Annotated in this window: 13 protein-coding genes; 6 read left to right on the top strand and 7 right to left on the bottom strand. The window is 60.4% G+C overall.

The window, feature by feature from the left end:
* Positions 1-197: 197 nt before the first annotated feature.
* From fdhD to MGMAQ_RS02385, 4 genes are read right to left on the bottom strand one after another with little or no spacing between them, the layout of a single operon-like run.
* Positions 198-989: a formate dehydrogenase accessory sulfurtransferase FdhD gene (gene fdhD, locus MGMAQ_RS02370; RefSeq protein WP_046020272.1), complete on the bottom strand. Its 792-nt coding sequence runs from the start codon at positions 987-989 to the stop codon at positions 198-200.
* Positions 986-3823, bottom strand: coding sequence for a formate dehydrogenase subunit alpha (gene fdhF, locus MGMAQ_RS02375; protein WP_046020273.1), 2838 nt, complete (start codon positions 3821-3823; stop codon positions 986-988). The genes fdhD and fdhF overlap by 4 nt, the downstream gene beginning before the upstream one ends.
* A gap of 1 nt (position 3824) precedes the next feature.
* Positions 3825-5339, bottom strand: a complete 1515-nt coding sequence (locus MGMAQ_RS02380) for an NADH-ubiquinone oxidoreductase-F iron-sulfur binding region domain-containing protein (protein ID WP_046020274.1) — start codon at positions 5337-5339, stop codon at positions 3825-3827.
* A complete protein-coding gene (locus MGMAQ_RS02385) occupies positions 5336-5800 on the bottom strand; it encodes a formate dehydrogenase subunit gamma (RefSeq protein ID WP_046020275.1) in 465 nt (154 codons plus the stop codon). Before MGMAQ_RS02385 ends, MGMAQ_RS02380 begins: the two co-directional genes overlap by 4 nt.
* Before the next feature lie 341 nt (positions 5801-6141).
* Between MGMAQ_RS02385 and MGMAQ_RS02390 the strand changes: the two genes are divergently transcribed.
* The 4 genes from MGMAQ_RS02390 (at position 6142) to gfa (ending at position 10199) form a co-directional block, all read left to right on the top strand.
* Positions 6142-7479: a selenium-binding protein SBP56-related protein gene (locus MGMAQ_RS02390; RefSeq protein ID WP_082085220.1), complete on the top strand. Its 1338-nt coding sequence runs from the start codon at positions 6142-6144 to the stop codon at positions 7477-7479.
* 62 nt (positions 7480-7541) lie between these two features.
* Positions 7542-8264: an SCO family protein gene (locus tag MGMAQ_RS02395; protein ID WP_158498752.1), complete on the top strand. Its 723-nt coding sequence runs from the start codon at positions 7542-7544 to the stop codon at positions 8262-8264.
* A gap of 77 nt (positions 8265-8341) precedes the next feature.
* Positions 8342-9457: a cytochrome-c peroxidase gene (locus MGMAQ_RS02400; RefSeq protein ID WP_148560807.1), complete on the top strand. Its 1116-nt coding sequence runs from the start codon at positions 8342-8344 to the stop codon at positions 9455-9457.
* 187 nt (positions 9458-9644) lie between these two features.
* The gene (gfa, locus tag MGMAQ_RS02405) at positions 9645-10199 is read left to right on the top strand and encodes an S-(hydroxymethyl)glutathione synthase (RefSeq protein WP_082085221.1); all 555 of its coding nucleotides are present in this window, start codon (positions 9645-9647) and stop codon (positions 10197-10199) included.
* A gap of 27 nt (positions 10200-10226) precedes the next feature.
* On the opposite strand, the gene MGMAQ_RS02410 is transcribed toward gfa, so the two are convergent.
* Positions 10227-11114: a LysR family transcriptional regulator gene (locus MGMAQ_RS02410; RefSeq protein WP_046020278.1), complete on the bottom strand. Its 888-nt coding sequence runs from the start codon at positions 11112-11114 to the stop codon at positions 10227-10229.
* Positions 11115-11250: 136 nt separating this feature from the next.
* Here MGMAQ_RS02410 and MGMAQ_RS02415 point away from each other — a divergent pair, with 136 nt between their 5' ends.
* Positions 11251-12357: an S-(hydroxymethyl)glutathione dehydrogenase/class III alcohol dehydrogenase gene (locus tag MGMAQ_RS02415; RefSeq protein ID WP_046020279.1), complete on the top strand. Its 1107-nt coding sequence runs from the start codon at positions 11251-11253 to the stop codon at positions 12355-12357.
* Positions 12357-13208, top strand: a complete 852-nt coding sequence (gene fghA / locus MGMAQ_RS02420; RefSeq protein WP_046020280.1) for an S-formylglutathione hydrolase — start codon at positions 12357-12359, stop codon at positions 13206-13208. Before MGMAQ_RS02415 ends, fghA begins: the two co-directional genes overlap by 1 nt.
* A 54-nt stretch (positions 13209-13262) precedes the next feature.
* Here fghA and MGMAQ_RS02425 read toward each other — a convergent pair whose 3' ends face one another.
* Both MGMAQ_RS02425 and MGMAQ_RS02430 read right to left on the bottom strand, forming a co-directional pair.
* Positions 13263-21671, bottom strand: a complete 8409-nt coding sequence (locus tag MGMAQ_RS02425) for a hypothetical protein (protein ID WP_046020281.1) — start codon at positions 21669-21671, stop codon at positions 13263-13265.
* A gap of 22 nt (positions 21672-21693) precedes the next feature.
* Entirely contained in the window at positions 21694-23046 is a 1353-nt protein-coding gene (locus MGMAQ_RS02430) for an HlyD family type I secretion periplasmic adaptor subunit (RefSeq protein ID WP_046020282.1), read from the bottom strand.
* Positions 23047-23048 lie beyond the last annotated feature (2 nt).

Below are 23048 nucleotides of genomic sequence, written 5' to 3' on the forward strand. Positions count from 1 at the left end.
TCGCCATACGCTCTGGCGCGCAAAACCCGGCAATTCTGCGGGGTTCCGGGGCGATGGCAGAGGACCCAGAGACGCCGGATCCGGGGTGAGCCGGCACCGATCTCCACAAAGTCTCAAAGGCATTTTCAGGCCGCCAGACCGTGATACTATTGGGGATAAAGCCTTTCGTGTGGCTGAAGGATATTGAACGAACGGTCCTACGGGGTGCTATTGGCACTTGGCTCGGCAAAAACGATGAATTGGCCCGTCTCATCTTGCCCCATCAGCGTCAATCCGGCTTTCCCGGCCACGGCGTAGGCCAGGGACGAGGGCGCGGACAGGCCCACCAGAACCGGCGCGCCCATGGCCAACGCCTTGTGGACAATCTCGACGCTGATCCGGCTGGTAACCAAAATGAAACCGTCATCTCCCGAGATTGCCGCCGTGTGCAGGGCACCCGCCAGTTTGTCCATGGCGTTATGGCGTCCCAGATCTTCGCGAACGAGAACGATCCTGCCGTCCGGTTGGCAATAAGCGGCCCCATGGACCGATCGATTGAGGCGTTTCATGGGTTGATAATCGGGCATCTCCCGGACCGCTCGAGCGAGAGCCTCGACGGAGAGACCCATTTCCGGGGACCCAGTTTGCCGGGGATTCAAGAGATCGCCCAGGTCATGGACCCCACAGATCCCGCACCCGCTGCGCCCCTCGATAGCGCGGCCACCGAGTTTCTCGCAGTGAAGGTGCTGGGAGGGAATACGGATATGCAATGAGACCCCGGTTGATTGGGGCTCGACCCGGATCGTCTCAATCTGGGATACATCGGTGACGAGGCCCTCGGTCAGGCTGAATCCGCGGGCAAAATCCTCCAGATCCCGGGGCGTCGCCAGCATCACCGCATGGGGAATATCGTTGTAGATCAGGGAAACCGGAGTCTCTTCGGGCAATTCCCAGCGGACCGGTTCATTGGTTTGAAGCCGTCGCCCATGAACAAGAACCGAGCCGCTCATGGGGCGCCACTGTCGGCAATGCGGCGCCGCTCCGCGCGGAAGGTCTGTTGCCGGGCTTGCCAATCGGTCAGTCCGTTGCTGTGTCGGACCTGCACCGCCGTGACCTTGTATTCGGGACAATTGGTGGCCCAGTCCGATTGGTCGGTGGTAATCACGTTGGCGCCGGTCACCGGGTGATGGAAGGTGGTATAGACCACACCCGGTGTCATGCGCTCGCTGATCACCGCGCGCAGGGTAATGGCGCCCATGCGGCTGCTCACGGCGACCCAGGCGCCATCGCCAATGCCCCGCTGTTCGGCGTCATGGGGGTGGATCTCCAGCACGTCCTCGGCATGCCAGGCCACATTGGCGGTGCGGCGGGTCTGGGCGCCCACATTATATTGCGACAACACCCGCCCGGTGGTCAGGATCAGGGGGAACTTGCGGCTGGTGCGCTCGCGGGTGGGGACGAACTCGGTGAGTTCAAAATATCCGGCGCCATTGACGAAACGGTCTTGGTGCATGATCGGTGTGCCCTCGGGGCTGTCATCGGTGCAGGGCCATTGCAGGCTACCTCGTTGATCCAGCTTTTCAAAGCTGACTCCGGCGAAGGTCGGTGTCAGGCGGGCGATCTCATCCATGATCGCCGCCGACGTATCATAGGCCATGGGTTGGCCCAGGGCGGTGGCCAAGTCGCACAGCACCTGCCACTCATGCTTGCCGCTGCGCGGGGGCATCACCGGACGGACCCTGTTGATACGCCGCTCGGCGTTGGTAAAGGTGCCGTCCTTCTCCAGAAACGAGGTGCCGGGCAGGAATACGTGAGCATGATTGGCTGTTTCGTTGAGAAACAGGTCCTGCACGATCAACAGATCCAGTGATCGCAGGGCCGCTTCCACATGCTGTGTGTTGGGGTCCGATTGGGCGATATCCTCGCCTTGAATGAACATGGCCTTGAACCGTCCATCCACGGCGGCATCAAGCATGTTGGGAATGCGATAGCCCGGCTGATCGGAAAGGGGCTTCTTCCAGACCGCTTCGAAGGTGGCGCGAACAGCATCATCCGCCACCGAACGATAGCCGGAAAACTCATGCGGAAACGAGCCCATGTCACAAGAGCCCTGCACGTTGTTTTGGCCCCGTAGCGGGTTCACGCCCACGCCGTTGCGCCCGATATTGCCTGTTGCCATGGCGAGGTTGGCCATGGCCAGGACGGTGGTGGTGCCCTGACTATGTTCGGTCACACCCAACCCGTAATAGATTGCTCCGTTGCCGCCGGTGGCATAGAGCCGGGCGGCGGCGCGGATCTCTGTCGCTGGGACGCCGGTGGTCTGTTCCAGGGCTTCCGGGGCGTTTTCCGGTCCGCTGATAAAGGATTCCCAGGCGGCAAAAGAGACCGGATCACACCGCTGGGCGATGAAGGTCCGGTCGGCCAGGTTTTCGGTCATCACCACATGGGCCAGGGCATTGACCACGGCCACATTGGTCCCAGGTTGCAAGGCCAGGTGATGGTCCGCGCGGACATGAGGACTTTCCACCAAGTCGATGCGCCGCGGGTCGATGACGATCAGCTTCGCGCCACGCCTCAAACGCCGTTTCAGACGGGAAGCGAAAACCGGGTGGCCTTCGGTGGGATTGGCGCCAATGACCATAGCCACATCGCAGCTGTCCACGCTCTTGAAATCCTGGGTGCCCGCCGATGTCCCAAAAGCCTGTTTCAAACCGTATCCGGTGGGGGCATGGCAGACCCGGGCACAGGTATCCACATTGTTGGTGCCAAAGGCCGTGCGGATCATCTTTTGCACCAGGAACACTTCTTCGTTGGTACAGCGCGAAGAGGTCAGCCCGCCCAGGGCCTGCGGCCCTTGCTCGGCTTTGACGGCGTTGAGGCGTTGGGCGGCGTATTCGATGGCTTCCGGCCAATCCACCTCGCGCCAGGAATCGGCGGCTTTCTCGCGGATCATGGGGCGGGTGATGCGGTCCTCGTGGGTGGCATAGCTCCAGGCGAACCGACCCTTGACGCAGGCATGGCCTTCGTTGGCACCGCCAGAGGTCTCGGGGACCATGCGGACCACGTCCTCCCCGATGACCTCGGCCCGCAAGGAACAGCCGACCCCGCAATAGGCGCAGGTGGTCGAGACGGCCCGGTCGGGCAGTCCCAGGGTCGACAGGTTCTTTTCGCTCAATGTGGCGGTGGGGCAGGCCTGCACACAGGCTCCGCAGGACACGCATTCGGAGCCCAGGAAATCCACTCCTCCCGCCGCCGCGACGCGGGAGTCAAAGCCGCGCCCCAGAACCGTCAGGGCAAAGCTGCCTTGGACCTCTTCGCAGACCCGGACACAAAGGGAGCAGACGATGCATTTGGACGGATCAAAGGTGAAATAGGGATTGCTGGTGTCGGCGGCATTATCCCGGTGGGTTCGGCCCTCGCCATAGCGCACGTCCCGCAGCCCGACAGCGGCTGCCATGTCCTGCAGGTCGCAATCGCCGTTGGCGGCGCAGGTCAGGCAGTCCAGGGGGTGGTCGGAAATATAGAGCTCCATCACGCTTCGGCGCAGTGTCCGCAGGCGATGGGACTGAGTACGGACCCGCATGCCCTCGACCACCGGCGTGGTGCAGGAGGAGGGCGTGCCATTTCTGCCTTCGATTTCCACCAGACACAGGCGGCAAGAGCCGTAGGCGGTCAATTTGTCGGTGGCGCAAAGACGCGGGATGTGGATCCCCGCCTCCGCTGCCGCTCGCAAGATGGAAGTGCCTTCGGTTACGGTGACGGGCTGGCCATCGATCTGCACCGTGACCGAGGCGTCCCGTGCCTGGGCCGGGGTACCGAAATCCTTTTGTATATGCACCGTCATGTCAGGCTTCTTTCACCGGAAAATCTTGCGGAAAATGGGTTCGGGCACTGGTGACCGGCAACGGGGTCAGGCCGCCCATGGCGCAAAGCGACGCATCGGTCATGGTCGTGCAAAGATCGTCTAAAAGAGTCATATCGGCGTTGGTTCCGTTTCCTGCAACCACCCGGTCCAAAATCTCCATTCCGCGCACCGATCCAATACGGCAGGGCGTGCATTTGCCACAGGATTCTTCGGCACAAAAGGCCATGGCAAAACGGGCCTGGCGGGCCATCTGGACCGTATCGTCAAAAACCACGATGCCGCCATGACCAAGAAGGGCGCCGCGGTCGGTCAGAGCCTCATAGTCGGCAGCCACATCCAGCCCCGTCGCGGGGAGATAAGCGCCCAGCGGTCCGCCCACCTGCACGGCGCGCAGGGGGCGGCCGCTGGCGGTGCCGCCGCCAAAATCATGGATCAGGCAATCCAGACTGACGCCAAAGGCTTTCTCGACGATACCGCCATGTTGGATGTTGCCTGCCAGCTGAAACGGCAGGGTGCCCCGGGATCGACCCATGCCGAATTCTCGATAGAAGGCCGCGCCCTTGGCCAGGATGGTCGGCACGGCCACCAGGGTCAGGACATTGTTGACCACCGTTGGGCGCCCGAACAGTCCCTCGATGGCTGGGAGCGGCGGCTTGGCGCGCACAATCCCGCGTTTGCCTTCGAGGCTTTCCAGCATGGCGGTTTCCTCGCCACACACGTAGGATCCGGCGCCCAAGCGGATTTCCATGTGGAAGCGCTTCTTGGACCCCCGCACATCGTTCCCCAGCCACCCGGCTTTTTCAGCGCCGATGATCGCATCATTTAAGATTTGCCGCGCTTGGGGATACTCGGAGCGCAGATAGACCAATCCGGTTTCCGCCCCCACCGCCAGACCGGCGATGATCATGCCTTCGATCAGCGAGAACGGATCGCCTTCCATGATCATGCGATCGGCGAACGTGCCGCTGTCCCCTTCATCGGCGTTGCAACAGATCACCTTTTCGCCCGTTCCGGCTTCTAGAACCGTCCGCCATTTGATGCCGGTGGGAAACCCGGCGCCGCCGCGTCCACGCAGGCCGGACTCTGTCACCTGATCAACGATGGACTCGGGGGGCAGGGCCAGGGCGGCGGCCAATCCGGCACCGCCCCCGTGGGCCTCATAGTCGGCCAAGGAAAGGGGATCGACAATGCCGCAGCGGGCAAAGCTCAGGCGTTCCTGCCCCGCCAGGTAAGGGATCTCCTCGGTGGGGCCAAGTGCCAGCGGATGGTCGGAAGGAAAACTCTTGGCCACCAAATCCGCCGCGTCCGCCGGGGTCAGCGGCCCAAAGGCATGGCGCTGGCCGTCTCGTTCGATCTCGGCCAGGGGTTCGAGCCACAGCATCCCGCGGGATCCGGTACGGACCGGCCTTATCCCCGCCGCCTCGAAGGCTTCGGCCACCTCTTCGGCGCCCACGGACTGGGCAGCGCTGTCCAACGGGAGGAATACAGAGGTCATGGCACGACTTTCAACCGCGCTTCGATGCGCTCTGCCGTGGCCCGACCGATCAATTGACCATCCACCACCGCCGACGGTCCCAAGGCGCAATTGCCCAGGCAATAGACAGTCTCCAAAGTGAGGTCTCCGTTCTCGTGGGTGGTATCCATATCCATGGAAAGCCTGTGGCGCAGTTGAGCCACCAGGTCTTCAGCCCCCATGGCCTGACAGGCCTCCGCGCGGCAGAGTGTCACCACATGGCGCCCCCGGGCCTGGCGGCGGAAATCCTTATAAAATGAGATCACCCCCTCCACTTCGGCGCGGGAAAGCCGGAGGCGTTGGGCCACCAAAGGCACCACCGGGTCTGGAATATGACCGAACAGGTCTTGCACCGCGTGGAGCAGCGGCAGCAACGCCCCGCGCTGCTTCGCATGCCGTTCAATAACAGCTAAAGCCTCTGTTTCGTCCCAGTCCAAGGGCATCGGGCCCCTCCCAGTTCCAACGGGTTGATCAGCAATCTTAGTTGATTTGCTCCTCTTTGATAGGGCCGAAAAGGCGAGGCGGCAACAGCCCATTGTTCTGTGGAAAGAACATTGAGTTTCTTTTTGTCTTATTGTTCGATGTGGGTGGCTGATGTAGCCTTTTCATATCGAAGAAGCGCTTGGAACAGGAGCCCCGCATAAACGGGGCCCGAGGCTTTCACAGAGCCGTTAACCAATAGCGCGGAGCAGGATAAGGCGACGCCCCTTCGGGGGCAGCAATCATCACCCCAGCCCCACCACGGGCCGGTGAATAACGAGACAAGTTTTTTGGGAGATAGTAAATGAGTCACTCAACCTTTATCCGCCGTGTATCCCGGGGCATGGCCGTGATGGCCGTTGGTGCCCTCATGGCAACTACCGCGGGGATCGTGCCGTCGGTGCAAGCCGATGAAACCTGTCAATCGCCTTATATGGCGAAGATTACCGGCAAGGAAGATTTCATCTATGTCTGGACCCTCGGCATGGAAGGTATCGGTGATGAGTCCGACAAGCTGGTGACCGTGGATGTACGGGAGACTTCACCGACCTATGGCAAGGTGATCAATTCCGTTTCCACCGGGCGCCGCGCCGAAGCCCACCATTCGGGTTTCTCCGATGACCGTCATTACCTTTGGGCGGGCGGGTTGGATGACTCGTCCATCTATATCTACGACGTGCATAGCGACCCGTCGAAGCCAAAACTGCACCGGGAAATCAAGGATTTCGTCAAGGCCACCGGCGGTGCGGTGGGTCCCCACACCTTCTATGCCCTGCCGGGCCGTATCCTGATCACGGCTTTGTCCAACGACAAGGATCATGGTGGTAAATCGGCCTTGGTCGAATACACCAACGAAGGTGACTATATCGCCACATATTGGATTCCCGATGGCAAGGACAACAAGATGCTGCCGGGCCATGAACTGGCCGACGGCTACAACTATGATGTCCGCGTTCTGCCGCGCAAAAATGTCATGCTCAGTTCTTCCTTCACCGGGTGGTCCAACTACATGATGGACTTCGGCAAGATGCTGCAAGACAAGGAAGCCATGAGCCGCTTCGGCAATACGGTGACCTTGTGGGATCTGCATACCCGCACCCCGCGTAAGGTATTCAGCGTGCCCGGCGCACCGCTGGAAATCCGCTGGGCTTGGGGTCCAACCCACAACTACGCGTTCACCACCACCGCCCTGACCGCCAAGATCCACCTGATCTATGAGGACGAAAAGGGTGAATGGCAGTCCAAGGCCGTGGCCGATATCGGCGATGCATCCAAGGTTCCGCTGCCGGTGGATATCTCCATCTCCTCCGACGACAAGGAACTCTGGGTCGATACCTTCATGGACGGCACCGCGCGGCTGTTCGATATCTCTGATCCCCATCACCCCAAGCAGGTCTATGAAAAGAAGATCGGGGCTCAGCTCAACATGGTCTCGCAGAGCTGGGACGGCGACCGGGTCTATTTCTCCACCTCGTTGCTGGCCAACTGGGACAAGAAAGGCGCCGACAACGAGCAGTTCGTGAAAGCCTATGACTGGGATGGCAAGGAGCTCAAGCACCGCTTCACCATCGATTTCATCAAGGAAGGCCTGGGTCGGGCTCACTTGATGCGGTTTGGAGCCATGAGCCTCTATCAAAGCTAAGCACGCCGACCTGGTGCCGGGGGACCTCCCCTCCTCCGGCACCCTTTTTCGGAGGAATGACCATGAAATATCCTTCAATACTCGGCCTGGCGACGATGCTGATGCTGCCTTTGAGTGCCCCCGCGCAATCTGGTCCCTCCGCGGCCCAGGTGGCGGGGATCGACTTCTCGCGCTCGGCCAATTTCGACTTCGACGCTCCCCAGGCCGGCAGCTATCGATTGCCGGTTATCAAGCAGGCCGCCGATGGCGACGTTCTTGATTCCAGCGGCGATAAACGGACGCTGCACGACGTGATGGCGGACCGTATCACCGTGGTGAGCTTTATCTACAATCGTTGTTCAGATGCCAGCGGCTGCCCCTTGGCCTGGTCGGCCATGTATGATCTTTCCGATGCCAGCGCCATTGATCCCCAACTGGCCAAGAATGTGAATTTGGTCACCGTCAGTTTCGATCCGGAATACGATACCCCGGAAGTGATGGCGGCGGTGCGGGGGCGGATCGATGAACCGGAAGATCGCGCCCCATGGACCTATTTGACCACCGAGGGGACGGCGCAACTGGATCCTATCCTGCGGTCCTATAATCAGGTGGTTTCCCGCCGCCCCGGCAAGGAAGGCGCGACCACGGACTTGTTTGTCCATCAACTGCGGGTCTATTTGATCGATCGGAAAAAAATGGTCCGCAATATCTATGGGCTGGGCTTTCTGGATCCGCGCCTGTTGCTGACCGACATCCAAACCCTGCTGATGGAGGAAAGCCAGTCCAGCCAACGGAGCCACCGGTGAAGCTCCTTTGCTTCTTGTTTTGTGTTTGGGTCCTTTGCCCTGTCGGGGCTTGGGCAGACGAGGCGGACCGCGCCGCCGTGGCGCGCCTCGTCCATCCGCCCTTGGGTCTTCCACCTTTGGACCTTGCCATCGGCGACGCAGAGAAAATGGCCGAACGTATCGCTCTGGGGCGTAAGCTGTTTTTTGACCGCAGGCTATCCATCAATGGCACCATGTCCTGTGCCATGTGCCATATTCCCGAGCAGGGGTTCGCGCAACATGAGTTGGCCACCTCGGTGGGCGTGGAGGGCCGCTCGGTCCGCCGTAACGCGCCGACCATTCTCAATGTGGCCTATATGGAGTTGATGTTCCACGACGGGCGCGATGATTCCCTTGAAACCCAGATCTTCGGGCCACTCCTGGCCCAGGCGGAGATGGCCAATCCGTCTGTGGGGTTCGTGTTGCAGACCATCCGCCAGGCCAAGGACTATGACGGACTGTTTGAATCGGCCTATGGCGAACCGGTGGATTTTGGCCACTTGGGATCGGCCCTGGCGGCCTATGAACGCTCCTTGCTGTTGGCCAATTCCCCCTTTGACCGGTGGTTCTATGGCAAACAGGATTCTGCTTTGACCGATCAGGCAAAAAAAGGGTTCGCCCTGTTTACCGGAAAGGCGGGCTGCGCCATCTGCCACCCCGTGGAAGAAACCGGAACGGTCTTTACCGATCAGCAACTGCACAATACCGGGTTGGGCTATCTGCGGGATATCGTCGATCCCAGCGATCAAGGACCCGTGGCCGTGCAGGTCGCCCCGGGTGTGGTGTACAACCTGGCCCGCTCGACCATCGATTCGGTGGGGCTGCCCCGGCAGAAGGATCTGGGGCGCAAGGAAGTAACCAATGATCCCGACGACATGTATCTTTTCAAGACTCCGGGGCTACGCAACGTGGCCCTGACGGCGCCCTATATGCATGACGGGTCCCTGCGTCGCCTGAGAGATGTGGTGGATTTCTATGATCAGGGGGGATTCCAATACGAGGGAACGGACCCCGCCTTGCGGCCACTCCACCTGACGGAACCGGAAAAAAAGGCGTTGGTGGCTTTCCTGGAAAGCCTGACCGGCGAAGGGATTGCCGACCTGATCGCCGAAGCGCGCGGAACTGAAATCGGGAACGTGGAAGCGGACCTGAATTCGGCCAAAGGGTCGTACTGAATATAGAACAGTGAGTTCATATAAGTAAAATTGTACTATTATTCTTCTTGTATTATCATAAAACGAAATAAAAAATAGTGTAAATGGATAACTATTTTAGTGAAGCAAAATAGTTATCGCCATCATATGCCCTAATTAAATGAGGCATATTTGTGCAGATAGAATTAAACATTGGAGGAATTCTAACATGGTATCCATTCATCCCGCCGTTGATGGCGGTGTCAAGCCAGCCAAGGACGGTTTTTCCGGCGGCACGCTCACCTGTGCCTGCACGGACAACCCCGTTGTGGTCGAGATCTCCAGCCAAAGTGCCCACAATCATGTTTGCGGGTGCTCCAAATGCTGGAAACCGGATCAGGCGTTGTTTTCGCAGGTCGCCGTTGTCCCGCGCGACTCCTTGAACGTCGTCCGCGGCACGGAGAAACTGGCCATCGTCGATGCCGATGCCGCCATTCAAAGGCATGCCTGCACCCAGTGCGGCACGCATATGTACGGCCGCATCGAAAACCAGGCCCACCCCTTCCACGGCCTGGATTTCGTTCATACGGAACTGTCCGATGAGCAGGGGTGGGCCCCGGCCGAGTTTGCCGCCTTTGTCTCTTCCATTATCGAAACCGGAACCGATCCGAAAGATATGGAGGCCATCCGGGGACGTCTGCGGGAACTGGGGCTGCCTCCTTACGACTGCCTGTCGCCGGCGCTGATGGATGTCATCGCCGCCCATACCGCCGCCCACGCCTGACCTCGAACCGGTCGCCGGGGCGTGTTCTCATTCCCCGGCGATGTCGTGGCAGGAGCGATACAGATAGTCGAGCAATAGCCGCACCCGGGTGGGCATGTAGACCCGTTGCGGCTGTAGGGCCCAGATGGGAACCTTGTTGCGAAGGTAGGGCTCCAACACTGGGACCAGCCGCCCCTGTTCGAGGGACTCCCGGGCGTAGAACAGCGGTACCTGGGCGATACCCAGACCGGATTCCGCTGCCGCGATCAGTGCCCGGCCATTGTTGCTGCGCCAGTTCCCATGGATCCGCCATTCCTGAAAATCATCATCGCGATCAAACCGCCAGTGGGTCAGGGTGCCGACCAGGCAGTTGTGGCGGCTCAGGTCTTGGGGAGACTCCGGCACCGAGTTGCGATCCAGATACTCCCGGCTGGCTACCGTGATCAGTGGATAGGCGCAGAGCTTGCGTCGGATGAACGGGCCGTCGACCACGAAGCCGGTGCGAAAGGCGATATCGATATTGTTTTCGATGAGATTGAGCGTCCGGTTGGTGAACTCCAGGTGGACGGATACTTCCGGGTGGTCGGACAGAAACTCCGCCACCAGCGGGGCAATGTAGTCCTCGCCGAAAGCCCCGGCGACGGTCACGCGGATGGGACCGCGCGGTGTGGTGTTCTGATCGGCAATGCGTTTCTCCAGCTCTTCCAGATCCTGGAAAATCTGGCGGCATTGGTTGAAGTAGACTTCGCCCGCTTCGGTCAGGGTGAAGCCCCGGGTGGTCCGAATCATCAATTGCAGGCCTAGCCGATCCTCCAGCGCTTTGACATGCCGGGAAACGAAAGATTTGGCAACGCCGAGCTTATTGGCCGCGGCGGTGAAGGATCCTTGATGCACCACCTCGATAAACTCGCGGGTGCCTTCCATGTGTTTGCTCATGATTGTTCTTTCTATGGAACATTGCTTTCCTGTTCGGGCCATTGTCGCCATGGCGTGACGGTTTGTAAACTGGGTTCATGAATGGCGGGATGGATTTCCGCCCGCCCAACGAAACCCACAGGGAAGGACCCATCCGATGAAAACCCGTGCCGCCGTGGCATACAAAGCCGGAGACCCATTGAGCATCGAAGAGGTGGACCTGCAAGGTCCCCGGGCCGGAGAAGTGCTGGTCGAGATCAAAGCCACCGGCATCTGCCATACGGATGCCTTCACTCTTTCCGGCGACGACCCCGAAGGGGCGTTCCCGGCCATTCTTGGTCACGAGGGCGCGGGCATCGTGCTCGAGGTGGGCGAGGGAGTGACCTCGGTGGTGCCGGGGGATCACGTGATACCTCTATATACCCCTGAATGCCGCGAGTGCGACTATTGCCTGCACCCCAAAACCAATCTGTGTCAGTCCATTCGGTCGACCCAGGGACAAGGTCTGATGCCCGATGGCACCAGTCGCTTTTCCATCGATGGCACCCCGATCCTGCACTACATGGGCTGCTCGACCTTTTCCAATTACACGGTGATGCCGGAAATCGCCCTGGCCAAGATCCGCCCGGACGCCCCATTCGAAAAGGTCTGCTACATTGGCTGTGGCGTGACCACCGGGGTCGGCGCCGTGGTTTTCGATGCCAAGGTGGAGCCGGGTTCCAACGTGGTGGTTTTCGGCCTCGGCGGCATCGGCCTGAACGTGATTCAGGGCGCGCAGATGGTCGGCGCCAACAAGATCATCGGTATCGACATTAATGAAAGCAAGATTCCCCTGGCCAAGCAGTTCGGCATGACCGATTTCATCAACCCGAAAAAGGTCGATAACCTGGTGGAGGCCATTGTCGATCTGACCAATGGCGGCGCCGACTACTCCTTTGAATGTATCGGCAATGTTTCGACCATGCGTCAGGCTTTGGAATGCTGCCACAAGGGCTGGGGCGAAAGCCTGATCATCGGCGTGGCCGGGGCCGGGCAGGAGATTTCCACCCGCCCCTTCCAACTGGTAACCGGTCGGGTATGGCGCGGATCTGCTTTCGGTGGCGCCCGGGGCCGCACCGATGTGCCCAAGATCGTCGATTGGTATATGGACGGCAAGATCAATATCGACGACCTGATTACCCACACCATGCCCTTGGATGACATCAACGACGCCTTCGAACTGATGCATCGCGGGGAATCCATCCGCTCGGTGGTGCTCTACTGATGCCGTTGCAAACCCATTCCGAGAACAAGGTGTTCGGCGGCAGGCTGGGGGTCTACTCCCATGCCTCCACCACCTGCCAAGTCCCCATGCGGTTCAGCCTGTTCCTCCCCCCCCAAACGGGGAGCAAGCTGGTGCCGGTGGTGTTCTGGTTGTCCGGCCTGACCTGTACCGAGGACAATTTCACCGTCAAGGCCGGGGCCTACCGGGTGGCGGCGGAACTGGGGCTGGCCATCGTTGCTCCGGATACCTCGCCACGCGGCGAGGATGTTCCCGACAACGAGGCCTATGACCTGGGCCAGGGGGCGGGATTCTATGTGGATGCCACCCAGGGTCCCTGGCGGCGCCACTACAATATGGATAGCTATGTGACCCGCGAGCTTCCCGATCTGATCCGCGATAGTTTCCCGTTGGATTGGCACCGGCAAAGCATCATGGGGCATTCCATGGGCGGGCATGGGGCCTTGACCATATGGCTGAAGAACCCCGGTCTGTTCCGCTCCACCTCGGCCTTTTCGCCCATCTGTGCGCCCAGCCGGTGCCCTTGGGGCCAAAAGGCCTTTACGAACTATCTCGGTCCCAATTCCAGTGCCTGGGAAGACCATGATGCCACCGCCCTGATGCGCAAGGGCGGCAGCGGTACCATGCGACCACCGATCCTGATCGATCAAGGAACGGATGACCCCTTCCTCGCCGAGCAATTGATGCCGGAAGTCTTTCAAGAGGCTTGCACGGAAGTGGGGCAATCCTTGCGACTACGGTTCCAGGAGGGCTACGACCATAGCTATTTCTTTATCGGAACCTTCATCGAGGATCATCTGAGATTTCACGCCGCCGAACTGGCTACGGTCTGAGATCACTCTTGGCACGGGAGGAGGCAGGCCCCCTCCCGTCGTCGAGATTTTGCGTCACACGATGATCTTGTCCAGATCCTCGAATTGAACCACGGCGCCGTTTTCCAGTTCGATCGTACCCGAGGCATCACCGTCGAAGGCCAACTCGGTCGCGGAACTGGCATTGGTGTCGACGCTGCCTTGATCGATATGGATCATCCAACTGGCATGATCCTGACCGGCGATGGCATAGGTGTTTGCATCCACCTGATTGATGGACCAATCGCCGCCCAGGCCATCCTGATTCATGATGAACAGCTCATCCACACCCGAGCCGCCGGAGACCGACCAGGAGCCATCACCATAGTGGTAGACAAACTGATCGCCATCGCTGGTCCCGGTCGCTGCCGCGCCGTCCTCGCTCCACAGCACATCGGGGCGCGCGCCCTCATTGAGTTGGACGCCGATCGTTCCGGATAAATCGCCGATGGTGGCATGGGTCCCGACCGATCCGCTGCCGCCCTCATCATCATAGATGGTGATGGAGAAGTCCCGGTCGCCCGGTTCGATGGCGGTGCTCAGATTCGTAAAGACGACTTTCTCGGCCAGGTCCGCATAGGTGCTGAAATCGGCCTCTCCCTCGAAGCTAAGGGTTTGCAGGTCGGCGTTGTAGGAGACCGTGATATCGGTGCCATCCACCACCAGATTGCCGGTGGTTCCGGTCCCCAGATCGATGCCCTTGAGTCCCAGGCTGTCGCCCATCAAGGCCCCATTGTCGATGCTGATGTCCATGCGGGTGATGGCGCTGTCATCCACGTCGGCAAAGGAGATCTGCTGTCCGGCCATGTCCGCGTCGGGCAGAACGAAGATCGGACTATCGATGGCGCCGACAACCGATTGGGCGCTGGCGGTCACATGGGCGGTCGGATCATCATTCACCGCTGTCACATCGAGGGTGAGAGTCTGAGTGGTGGCCGCCGTGGTGCCGCCTTCGGTGGATTGAGCCGTCACGGTCAGGGTGACCTGGCCGTTATAGTCATCCGGCGTGCGGATCTGAAGATTATTCAGTTGGTCGGAGTCGAGATACCATTTGCCATCCCCTGACTGCGCTACCGTGCCGGTTGCGGTGTCGAAGACCGAATCGTCCGGAGCGCCTTCGATGATGACCTGGAGAGTTTCAGAGCCGTCGGTATCGACCAGGGCCGCCGACAGATCAACGGCAATGGCACTATCCTCGGCCCCGGCGGCATCTTGGACGGACAGGGTTGGAGTATCGGCCTCGCCGGTGACGGTGATGGTAAAGGGCATGCTCTGGGTCATTTGCGCGTCGCTACCATCCAAGGAGACGGCATAGGCGCTCAATGTATAGTCTCCAGAGGCATGGGCCGGCGGCACGAAGTGCAGAGTGGCCGCCTGGGCCAAAGGAATGCTCCAAAGGCCAAGTCCACCAAAGATCCCCACGGCATTGCCATTGCCATCGGTAAAGGACGCGCCATCGGGGACATCCTCAATGATGATCGACAGGTATTCGCTGTCATCCATCAAGGAGGCATTGAGGCTCACGGCAATTTGAGTATCCTCGACCCCTGTTGCCGCTGCCGGATCGATTTCCGGCGTATCGGCGACGCCCGCCACTTGGACCATGAAGTTGGTGCTGGAAGACGCAATGTCCGTGTTGCTCGGCTCCAGGCTATAGGCGGTCAGGCTGAGATCGATGTTGCCAGAGAAGTTTTCCGGTGGCAGCAGCGAAACTCCAGTGATTTCCCCAGTCTCAACATTGATGTTGGAGCCTTTGATCGTCCAGGTGCCGTCATTGTTATTGAACGCGCCGGAAAGAACCGCGCCGTCGGGCACGTTGCCGATAACCACCGACAGGTATTCCGAATTGTAATCGCCCAGACCACCAATGGCATCCTGGGACGAAGCGGAAAGGTCGAGGGTGATGCTATTGTCCTCGCTGCCAGAAACATCGTTCGCTCCCACCGTCGGTGTATCCGCATCGGCGGCGATGCTGAAGGAAAAGCTCTGGGTCGTACTGCCGGTATCTGTGACGCCGGAGCCGCCAACCGTGACAGAATCCAGGCTGGTCGCGGTGACATTCAAAGTCACGGACCCATGGAAGTCAGCGGGGGGGCGGAAACCGATATCGCTCAAATTCGCCACGTCGATTGTATAAGAGCCATCGACATTGGCGGTCAGGGGCGTGCCCGCCCCATCAATCAGAACCGCGCCGCTGGGCAGGCCGTCGATGGTCACCACCGAGCCTAGGGACTCCGAACCATCCGTATCGCGCAAGCCCAAGGCGATATCGAGGGGGATGTCGTTGTCTTCGACCAAGGTGGCGCCGGATCCGGTCGCGGCGGAGATGGACGGACCATCCGCGTCGGGAGCCAGTTCGGCCACCACCACATCGTCCAGGCTTGTGGTTTCATAAACACCGTCTTCACTGGCCACGGCCTTGATGTCGAGGGTCAATTCCCCGGCGAAATCCGCTGGTGGCGTGATGGTCACGCTGCCCAGATCGGCCGGATCAATGGTCCAGCTATCGGAAAGGGGATTGTAATAACCGCCCGACAGGGTGCTCCCGGCGGGCAGATCAGAAATGACGATGCCGACCAGACTGTCGCCCGCGCCATTGGCCACGGCGGCGATGTCCAACACAACCGTATTGTCTTCGGTGCCGGAAACCGGCGTGACCGTAACCTGCGGCGGATCGACGACAACCCCGCCGGTGGGCGTGATCGGGCCGGATCCGGTACCGCCACCGGACGGATCAAAGCGGATATCCACGGAGAGGCCCGTAGTATCGAAATGGGTATCCCGGTCACCATCCGTATCTTGGTCGATGACATAGGGATGCACAGTCAGGGTGGCCTCGCCGGCATAGGACGAGGTCGCGGTCAGGGCCGTCGGATTGCTCGGGTCATAAAGAACCGTCCAGGTGCCGTCTCCATTATTGAAGCCTTGGTTCAATTCAACGCCGTTGGGAACACCATCGACGATCAAATAGACGCTTTCCGAATTGTCCGCATCGTTGAGGGTCAGGCTGAGCCCCAGATCGAGGCTGCCGCCCACCGTGCCATCCACCGCTCCGGTCAGGCTATAGGTGGGCGCATCGGCATCGGGTTGCAGCTTGACCACCGTGGTGGCGGTTTTGCTGGCCGTGGAGCCGTCGGCATCGGTGGCCGTGGCCGTGGTGGAGATGGGGATGTCCCCAGACCAGTCCTCGGGCAATCCGGTGACTTTGAGCAGGGATTTGTCGGCCAGATAGTCGGTCAGATCCTGGCCGCTCAGATCCAGGCTGTCGCCCATGGACAGGCCGCGGAACGTGAACTGTACATCGGCTTCGTTGGGCAGGCCAATGGCGTCGTCGTTGAGTGTGACCGAAAGCCCGGTGATGGTTTCGGCGCTCTCGGTTCCGGCCACCGTGTCATTGACCGACGGCGAAATGGAAACCGTGACACCCGTGCCCCAAAGGTCTTCGGTGGACGAGGCGGACAGGGTCACGCTGGGTGTATCGGCCTCGGCTTCGACCGTGACATGGAGAAGACGAGAATCGGAGGCGGTATGGCCATCGTCCTCGGTGGTGATCAGGTCGATGCCGATATCGAACTCGCCGGAAAAGTCATTGGGGGCCGCGATGCGCACATCGCCCAGATGATCCGGATCGATGGACCATTTGCCGCCGCCGATATACTTCATGAAGGACTCGTTGCCCGCCGTCATGGAAATATCCACGCCGTTGGGGATGTCCTTGATGACGATGGAAAGCGTTTCCGACGTGTCGATATCCTGCGTGCCGTACTGCTCGAACTGCGGATTGATCAGGTTGTCTTCGTCGCCGGTGGCAATCAGACGGCCCTGGGCATCGATCATTTGATCGGGAATGAGCGGACCGTCGGAAACACCGCGCACCACGACCTCAAGGGTCCCGGTGGTCTCGGCATAGTCCAGGTTCGAAGACTCGGTGGATCGGGTGGTCACGCTCAGGCTTAGATCCACATTGGAATCCTGGGGCGGTTGTATGAACAGGTCCGCCACTTCAACGGCACTGAACATCCATACCGCGCCGCCCGCATTGGCAACGGGCTGACCATCGCCATCAAAGCTGACCCGGGTACCCACGGCGTTGCCACTGCCGTCATAGAAGGCCGCGCCATCGGGCACGTCGCCAAGGAAGATGGACAGGCTTTCCGAGCCGTCCGTATCGGCAAGGGTCGGACGGATATCCAACTCGATGCGGGTATCCTCGTCGCCCCGGGCATTCTTGACGATCATCGACGGGGTATCGGCATCCGCATCGACAATTACGGTGAAAGTTGTTGTGCTGGCGGCATTGCGGACCGCGTAGTCGCTGCCTTCGCGGGCGACAACGCGGAACTGGATGTCTACGGCATCGGCATCGGAATCCACCGGTGGTCGGACTACCACCTGATCAAGTTTGCTGAGATTCAGATTCCAGCGGCCATTGTTGCCGCCGCCGGCCTGAGTAAACTGGCCTTGGTCATTGAGATAGCCGACAGTCCAGTCGTCCGGCACGTTGCGCAGTTGCGCGTTGACCAGGGATTCAGAGCCGTCCGTATCCACCAGTTGGGCATCCAGGCCCAGATCAATGTAGGTATCCTCGGTACCGGTTACCTGACTATTGCTAACGCCATCACCGTCCGGATCAATCAGCAAAGTGGGGGCATCGGCCACGCCACGCACGTGGATGCTGCCGTCGGCGGTGGTGGTATGAGTGATGTTGTCGTCCACGTCGCGGGTGGTGACCTGGACTTGATAGGTCACGTCATTGCCGGAATGCTCCGCCGGTTCGAAGGTCAGGCCGTCGAGACGGAAGGCGGTGCCATCGCCGCTGGTATCGGTCAAGTCGCTTGCCGGGATGCGATATTCGAACATCCCCGTCCCGGTATTATAGGTCGGAGTGAGAGGATTGCCGTCATAGATCAGCTTGCCGGTCAGCCATAAATCCGTGTCATTGGTCTGAATGACAACGTCACCGATCAAGGTTTCCGATCCATCCGTATCGGCCAAAACAAAGCTGGGGGAGACGGGGATAGCGGTATCTTCTCTACCGGTATCGCTCGCGGTGACAATGGTCTTGTCGGCCACCGGGTCAATGACCAGGGTCAAGGTTTCGGTGCTGCTGGTCGCCGAGCCTTGGCGTGTCAGGCCGGTGCCGTCGAGGGCGGAATCATCGACATTGGCATCGTCCTCGGTGGCGACGGTGACAATGTCGAACTGGATGGAGTCCTGTCCGGTGGGGCTGGACCAATTGCTCGCTCCGCCCACATAGACCTTGCCCGCAAACACATCGGCGGCGGACACTTCCCAATAGACCTGGCCCGAGCCATCGGTCTGCGGGGTGATGATCTCGTCGCCGCTGATGGCATCGTCGTCGCTGATCGCCAGCCGCTGCCCGTCGTTGTCATAGTCCTTGGGCGTGATGCGGAACATCAGGCTCTCGGAGCCGTCGGTGCTGGTCATTGCGCCGTCCAGATAGCCCGCTTCCCCGGTGCCGCCGTTCACGGCGTTGGCGTCGTCGTGGCCCGCATCCACCTGCAAGGTATCGCGCAGGTTATAGAAAGTATCCTCGTCGATGGTCTTGGGGACTTCGTCCACGTTTACAAAGGGTGTGTCCGCATCGCCAAACACCTGCACAGCGACGGTCTTGGTGGTGGTCGCCGTCTGCACGGCCAATTGATCGCCGGTGGCGGATTCCGTGCTGGTGGCGCTGACCTTGAGAGTGAAATCCGTGTTGCTGTCGGTGGGGGCCAGCAATTTCAGGCTGTCGGTGAGGCCGGTCACATCATACTGACCGGAGGCGTCGGGCGTGAGAGGCGTCACCCCGCCATTGCCATCGTCCAGTCCCAGGGTGACTCCGGTTGGCAAATCGAAAACCGAGACACTCAGGCTCTCGCTGCCGTCCTGATCGACCAACTGAGAGTCCAAATTCAGATCAAACCATTTGTCCTCGACGCCCACGGCGCTGGCACTGAGCGTGGGGGCGTCAGCCACGGCCTTGACCGTGACGCTGACGGCGGAGAGGCCTTGGTTCCAATCGGTCCCGGAGGTGGGTGTCGAGGAATCCCCAGCAGCGCTTTCCAGCGGATTGCCGTCGTCGTCGGTGACCAGGGCCCGGACATTGAAATCGATATCGTCATCCATATGCGCCGTGGTCCAACGGACCTGTAGATTATCCAGGTTGCCGGTCACGTCGTAGACCCCCTGGGCATCGGGAGTCAGAACCTGGCCCGTATCGGCGAAGCGGATTTCCGCGCCGTTGGGCAGGTCTTCCACGGTGACGGTCAGGGTTTCGTCGCCCGAGGCGGCGGAGATGGAGGCATCCAGATCCACGGTGATCCAGGTATCTTCGTTGCCGGTGCCCGATCCGCTGACGGTGGGGGCGAGGAGGGACACATCGACCAGGAAATCCACCGGACCGGTGACGGCGGAATCCCCGCCGTCGCTTTCGGTGCTGGTACCATAGACCTGTACCGTGAAGTCGGTGGAGTCATCGGTCGGCGGCAGGATCTGGAGGTCGGCCAGATCCGAAGGATCCACCACCCAGGTCCCGACCGGAAGGGTGGTTCCGTTGGGCAGGGTGACGCTGCTGGTCAGCTCGCTGCCATGGTTGAGCGAGGCATCATCGGGGATCCCGGTCAGATAGACGCTGCCGAGGCTTTCGGAGCCGTCCGTATCGGTGAGACTGGCCGAGACATCCAGGTCGATCCAGGTGTTTTCCATCCCGGCCACGTCTTCGGCCGCCAGGTCGGGAGCATCGGCCACCGCGTCGATGGTCACGGTGACCGAGGTCACGGCCTGATTCCAGTCGGTGTCGCTGGTCGGGGTCGCGGAATCGCCCGCCGTGCTTTCCAGCGGGTTGCCATCGTCATCGGTGACCAAGGCGCGGACATTGAAGGTGATATCCGTATCCAGGTTGCCGGTGGTCCAATGAACCTGAAGATTGTCCAGGTTGCCGGTCACGTCATAGCGGCCCTGGGCATCGGCGGTTAATACCTGGCCTGTATCGGCGAGACGAATCTCGGTTCCGGCGGGCATGTCCTCCACGGTGACGGTCAGGGTTTCGTCGCCGGAAGCGGCGGTCACCGAGGCGGTGAGATCCACATCGGCCCAGGTGTCCTCGTCACCGGAGCCGGTGCCGCCGACGGTCGGAGCAAGCACCGAGACGTCGACCAGGAAGGTTTCAGGCCCGCTGATGGCGCTATCCGTATAGCTGCCTGCCTGACCCGGATAGGTCTCGTCTTCGGTGGTGGACCAGACGCGCAGATTGAAATCGGTGGAATCGTTGCTCGGCGGCTGAACTTGCAGGTCGTCCAGGTCGGCCACAGCCACTTTCCAAGTCCCGGCGGGAATGGTCACATCGCCATCGGTCACCGCTTCGGTGGTCAAGGTGCCGTGATTGAGCAAGGCTCCGGCGGGCAGATCTGCGATATAGACCGCGCCCAGGGTTTCAGAGCCATCCGTATCCACCAGCGAGGTGGAGATATCCAGATCAATCCAGGTGTTTTCCATCCCCGCCACGTCTTCGGCGGCCAGGTTCGGCGCATCGGCGATGGCTTCAACGGTCACCGTCACATCCTCGGTGATGGCAGCCACGTCGCCATTGATTTCGGTGGCGGCGGCTTCGATGCTCCAGGAAACATCACCGGCATAATGTTCGGGACGGGTCAGATAAAGGTCTTCCAACTGATCGGCGGTGAAGCTCCAGCTGCCCGGGCTGGTGGAGGGGTAGGGGGTGCCCGCGGCGTCGCTGAACCCGAAACCATCGGGGACGTCGTTAAAGGCGATGGTAAGGGTTTCCGCGCCATCGCTATCATTCAGCGTGGCGTCCAGATCGAGCTTAAGGGCCAGATCTTCCCAGCCGTCCTGAATCTCGATGGTCAGGGTCGGAGTCTGGGCCACGGGATCGGTCTCTGGCTCCGGATCCTCATCGGGCGGGGTGGCAGCGGTTTCCTCGGTCGCGGCGGTCGCGGCCTCCCCCTGATCTTCTTCTTCATCGTCAAGAAGGGGTTCTTCCGGCGGCAGGTCATCGGCGCTGTTGGGCGCGGCAGTGGCTTGGTCCGGTGTCGGTTGGGTTTCTTGGCGCGTGGAAGGCTCGTCCTCCGATGGCGTGCGCTCAAGCGGTTCCCCGATGTAATAGGGAGAGACTTCCCCATCCACGGCCTGCGGCTCGGCGGTGTCGGCCACCACTTCCGCGGTCTGTTGCAGGGCCTCGCCTTCCTGGACGAGGTTTCCGACAATCTGTTCAAAAGTCTCGCGGGGTGCGCTCTGGATCGACGCGCTATCCATGACATCGCCATCCGGGGCGCTGTCGGAGAGATCCTGCTGTTCCCCATCTTCCAGGGACTCAAAACCCTTGCCTTCGAGATACAGGTCCTCAGAGGCGTCGACCGCATTGGGACCGCCACTGGTTTGTTGGGGGGCATCGGCTGTATTTTGGTTGTTCTGTTGCTCAGCCATGATCCAATCCTCCGTCTTCTAGTTATCGTTCGTGGAACGCCTGCTCAAGCGAGACGTAAATGGGTTTCAACAGGTATTCCAGCAGGGTTTTATTGCCAGTAATGATGTCGGCCTGCACCGTCATGCCGGGCAGGATGATGTTGTTTTTGGGGTCGTTGCCCACGTAGTTCCGGTGCAACCGGACCATGCCCTTGTAGTAGGGCTGCTGCGATTGCTCGTCGATGAAAGTGGTGGCGGAGACCGACTCCAGATCCCCTTCCAAGGCGCCGTAGCGGGCGAAATCGAAACTGGTGACTTTCACCGTGACCGGTTGGCCTTCCTTCACATGACCGATGTCGCGGGTGCTGATGCGGGTTTCAACCAGCAATTCATCATCCACCGGGACGATTTCCACGATCTGCCCGCCTGCCGGTACGACCCCGCCCACGGTCCTGAATTGCAGGTTCTGGACGATGCCTGAAACCGGCGCATAGACCACCAGCCGGCGTAAACGGTCCTCGATCCGTTGCAGGGCGTCGCTCACCTGGGCCAGTTCGGCGGTGACCGTTCCCATCTCGTTGAGGGCATTTTCCTGCTGCGTGCGGTGCAGGTCGGAGATCCGCTCCTTGACCTCGGACATTTCCTTGCGCACCGTGCGTTCCTGACCGATCAGTCGGCTCATCTCGTTTTCCGCCGCCGCCACTTCGCGCTTGATCTCGATGACCCTCAGCTTCGATCCGACCCCCTTGTCGAACAGGTCTTGGCGCATGGTTTGTTCTTCGGCATAGAGCGTGATCTGACGTTTGACCGCTGCCTGCTGTTCGCGGACCGCATGGATTTCCTCGGTCTTTTGCTGCAATTGCTCTACGAAGACCCGATTCTGGGAATCAAAGCGTTGGACCGCACCTTGGTGGATCTGCAACTGGTCTTCCACCAAGGTGGCGTATTCGTCTCCGAAAGCGGAGTAGTCCGGGGCGCGTCCCTGGGCCAAAGCGCGCAGGCGCTCGGCGCGCAGTTTGAGCACGGCTTCCCGGGATCGAGTCTGATCCAGATCCGATTGCACCTGGGTCGCGTCAAGGTGGATCAAGGGGGTTCCCTTGGTCACCAACTGTCGTTCCTTGACCGGGATCTCTCGGATGATGCCCCCTTCGAGATGCTGTACCACATGGACCGAGGACAAGGGCACCACGGCTCCAAATCCAACGGCTATTTCATCCACATCGGTAAAATGGGCCCAGGCGATGAAGCCGAACAACACCGCGCTGATAATGACGATCATGGCATTGGACATCAGCGAAACGCCGGCTTCCTCGAGCAAGGCGCTTTGGCCGAGGAAGCGGAGCTGCCGCTTGGCCCGTACCAAGGTGATTTCCTGATCCATCGTCGTTTCGGTCATCT

It is taken from the genome of Magnetospira sp. QH-2 (genome assembly GCF_000968135.1).
Classification (GTDB): domain Bacteria; phylum Pseudomonadota; class Alphaproteobacteria; order Rhodospirillales; family Magnetospiraceae; genus Magnetospira.

Excerpts from the sequence above, each read along its gene's own strand:
- fdhD (WP_046020272.1), bottom strand. The coding sequence starts at position 989 with ATGAGCGGCTCGGTTCTTGTTCATGGGCGACGGCTTCAAACCAATGAA.
- fdhF (WP_046020273.1), bottom strand. The coding sequence starts at position 3,823 with ATGACGGTGCATATACAAAAGGATTTCGGTACCCCGGCCCAGGCACGG.
- MGMAQ_RS02380 (WP_046020274.1), bottom strand. The coding sequence starts at position 5,339 with ATGACCTCTGTATTCCTCCCGTTGGACAGCGCTGCCCAGTCCGTGGGC.
- MGMAQ_RS02385 (WP_046020275.1), bottom strand. The coding sequence starts at position 5,800 with ATGCCCTTGGACTGGGACGAAACAGAGGCTTTAGCTGTTATTGAACGG.
- MGMAQ_RS02390 (WP_082085220.1), top strand. The coding sequence starts at position 6,142 with ATGAGTCACTCAACCTTTATCCGCCGTGTATCCCGGGGCATGGCCGTG.
- MGMAQ_RS02395 (WP_158498752.1), top strand. The coding sequence starts at position 7,542 with ATGAAATATCCTTCAATACTCGGCCTGGCGACGATGCTGATGCTGCCT.
- gfa (WP_082085221.1), top strand. The coding sequence starts at position 9,645 with ATGGTATCCATTCATCCCGCCGTTGATGGCGGTGTCAAGCCAGCCAAG.
- MGMAQ_RS02410 (WP_046020278.1), bottom strand. The coding sequence starts at position 11,114 with ATGAGCAAACACATGGAAGGCACCCGCGAGTTTATCGAGGTGGTGCAT.
- MGMAQ_RS02415 (WP_046020279.1), top strand. The coding sequence starts at position 11,251 with ATGAAAACCCGTGCCGCCGTGGCATACAAAGCCGGAGACCCATTGAGC.
- fghA (WP_046020280.1), top strand. The coding sequence starts at position 12,357 with ATGCCGTTGCAAACCCATTCCGAGAACAAGGTGTTCGGCGGCAGGCTG.
- MGMAQ_RS02425 (WP_046020281.1), bottom strand. The coding sequence starts at position 21,671 with ATGGCTGAGCAACAGAACAACCAAAATACAGCCGATGCCCCCCAACAA.
- MGMAQ_RS02430 (WP_046020282.1), bottom strand. The coding sequence starts at position 23,046 with ATGACCGAAACGACGATGGATCAGGAAATCACCTTGGTACGGGCCAAG.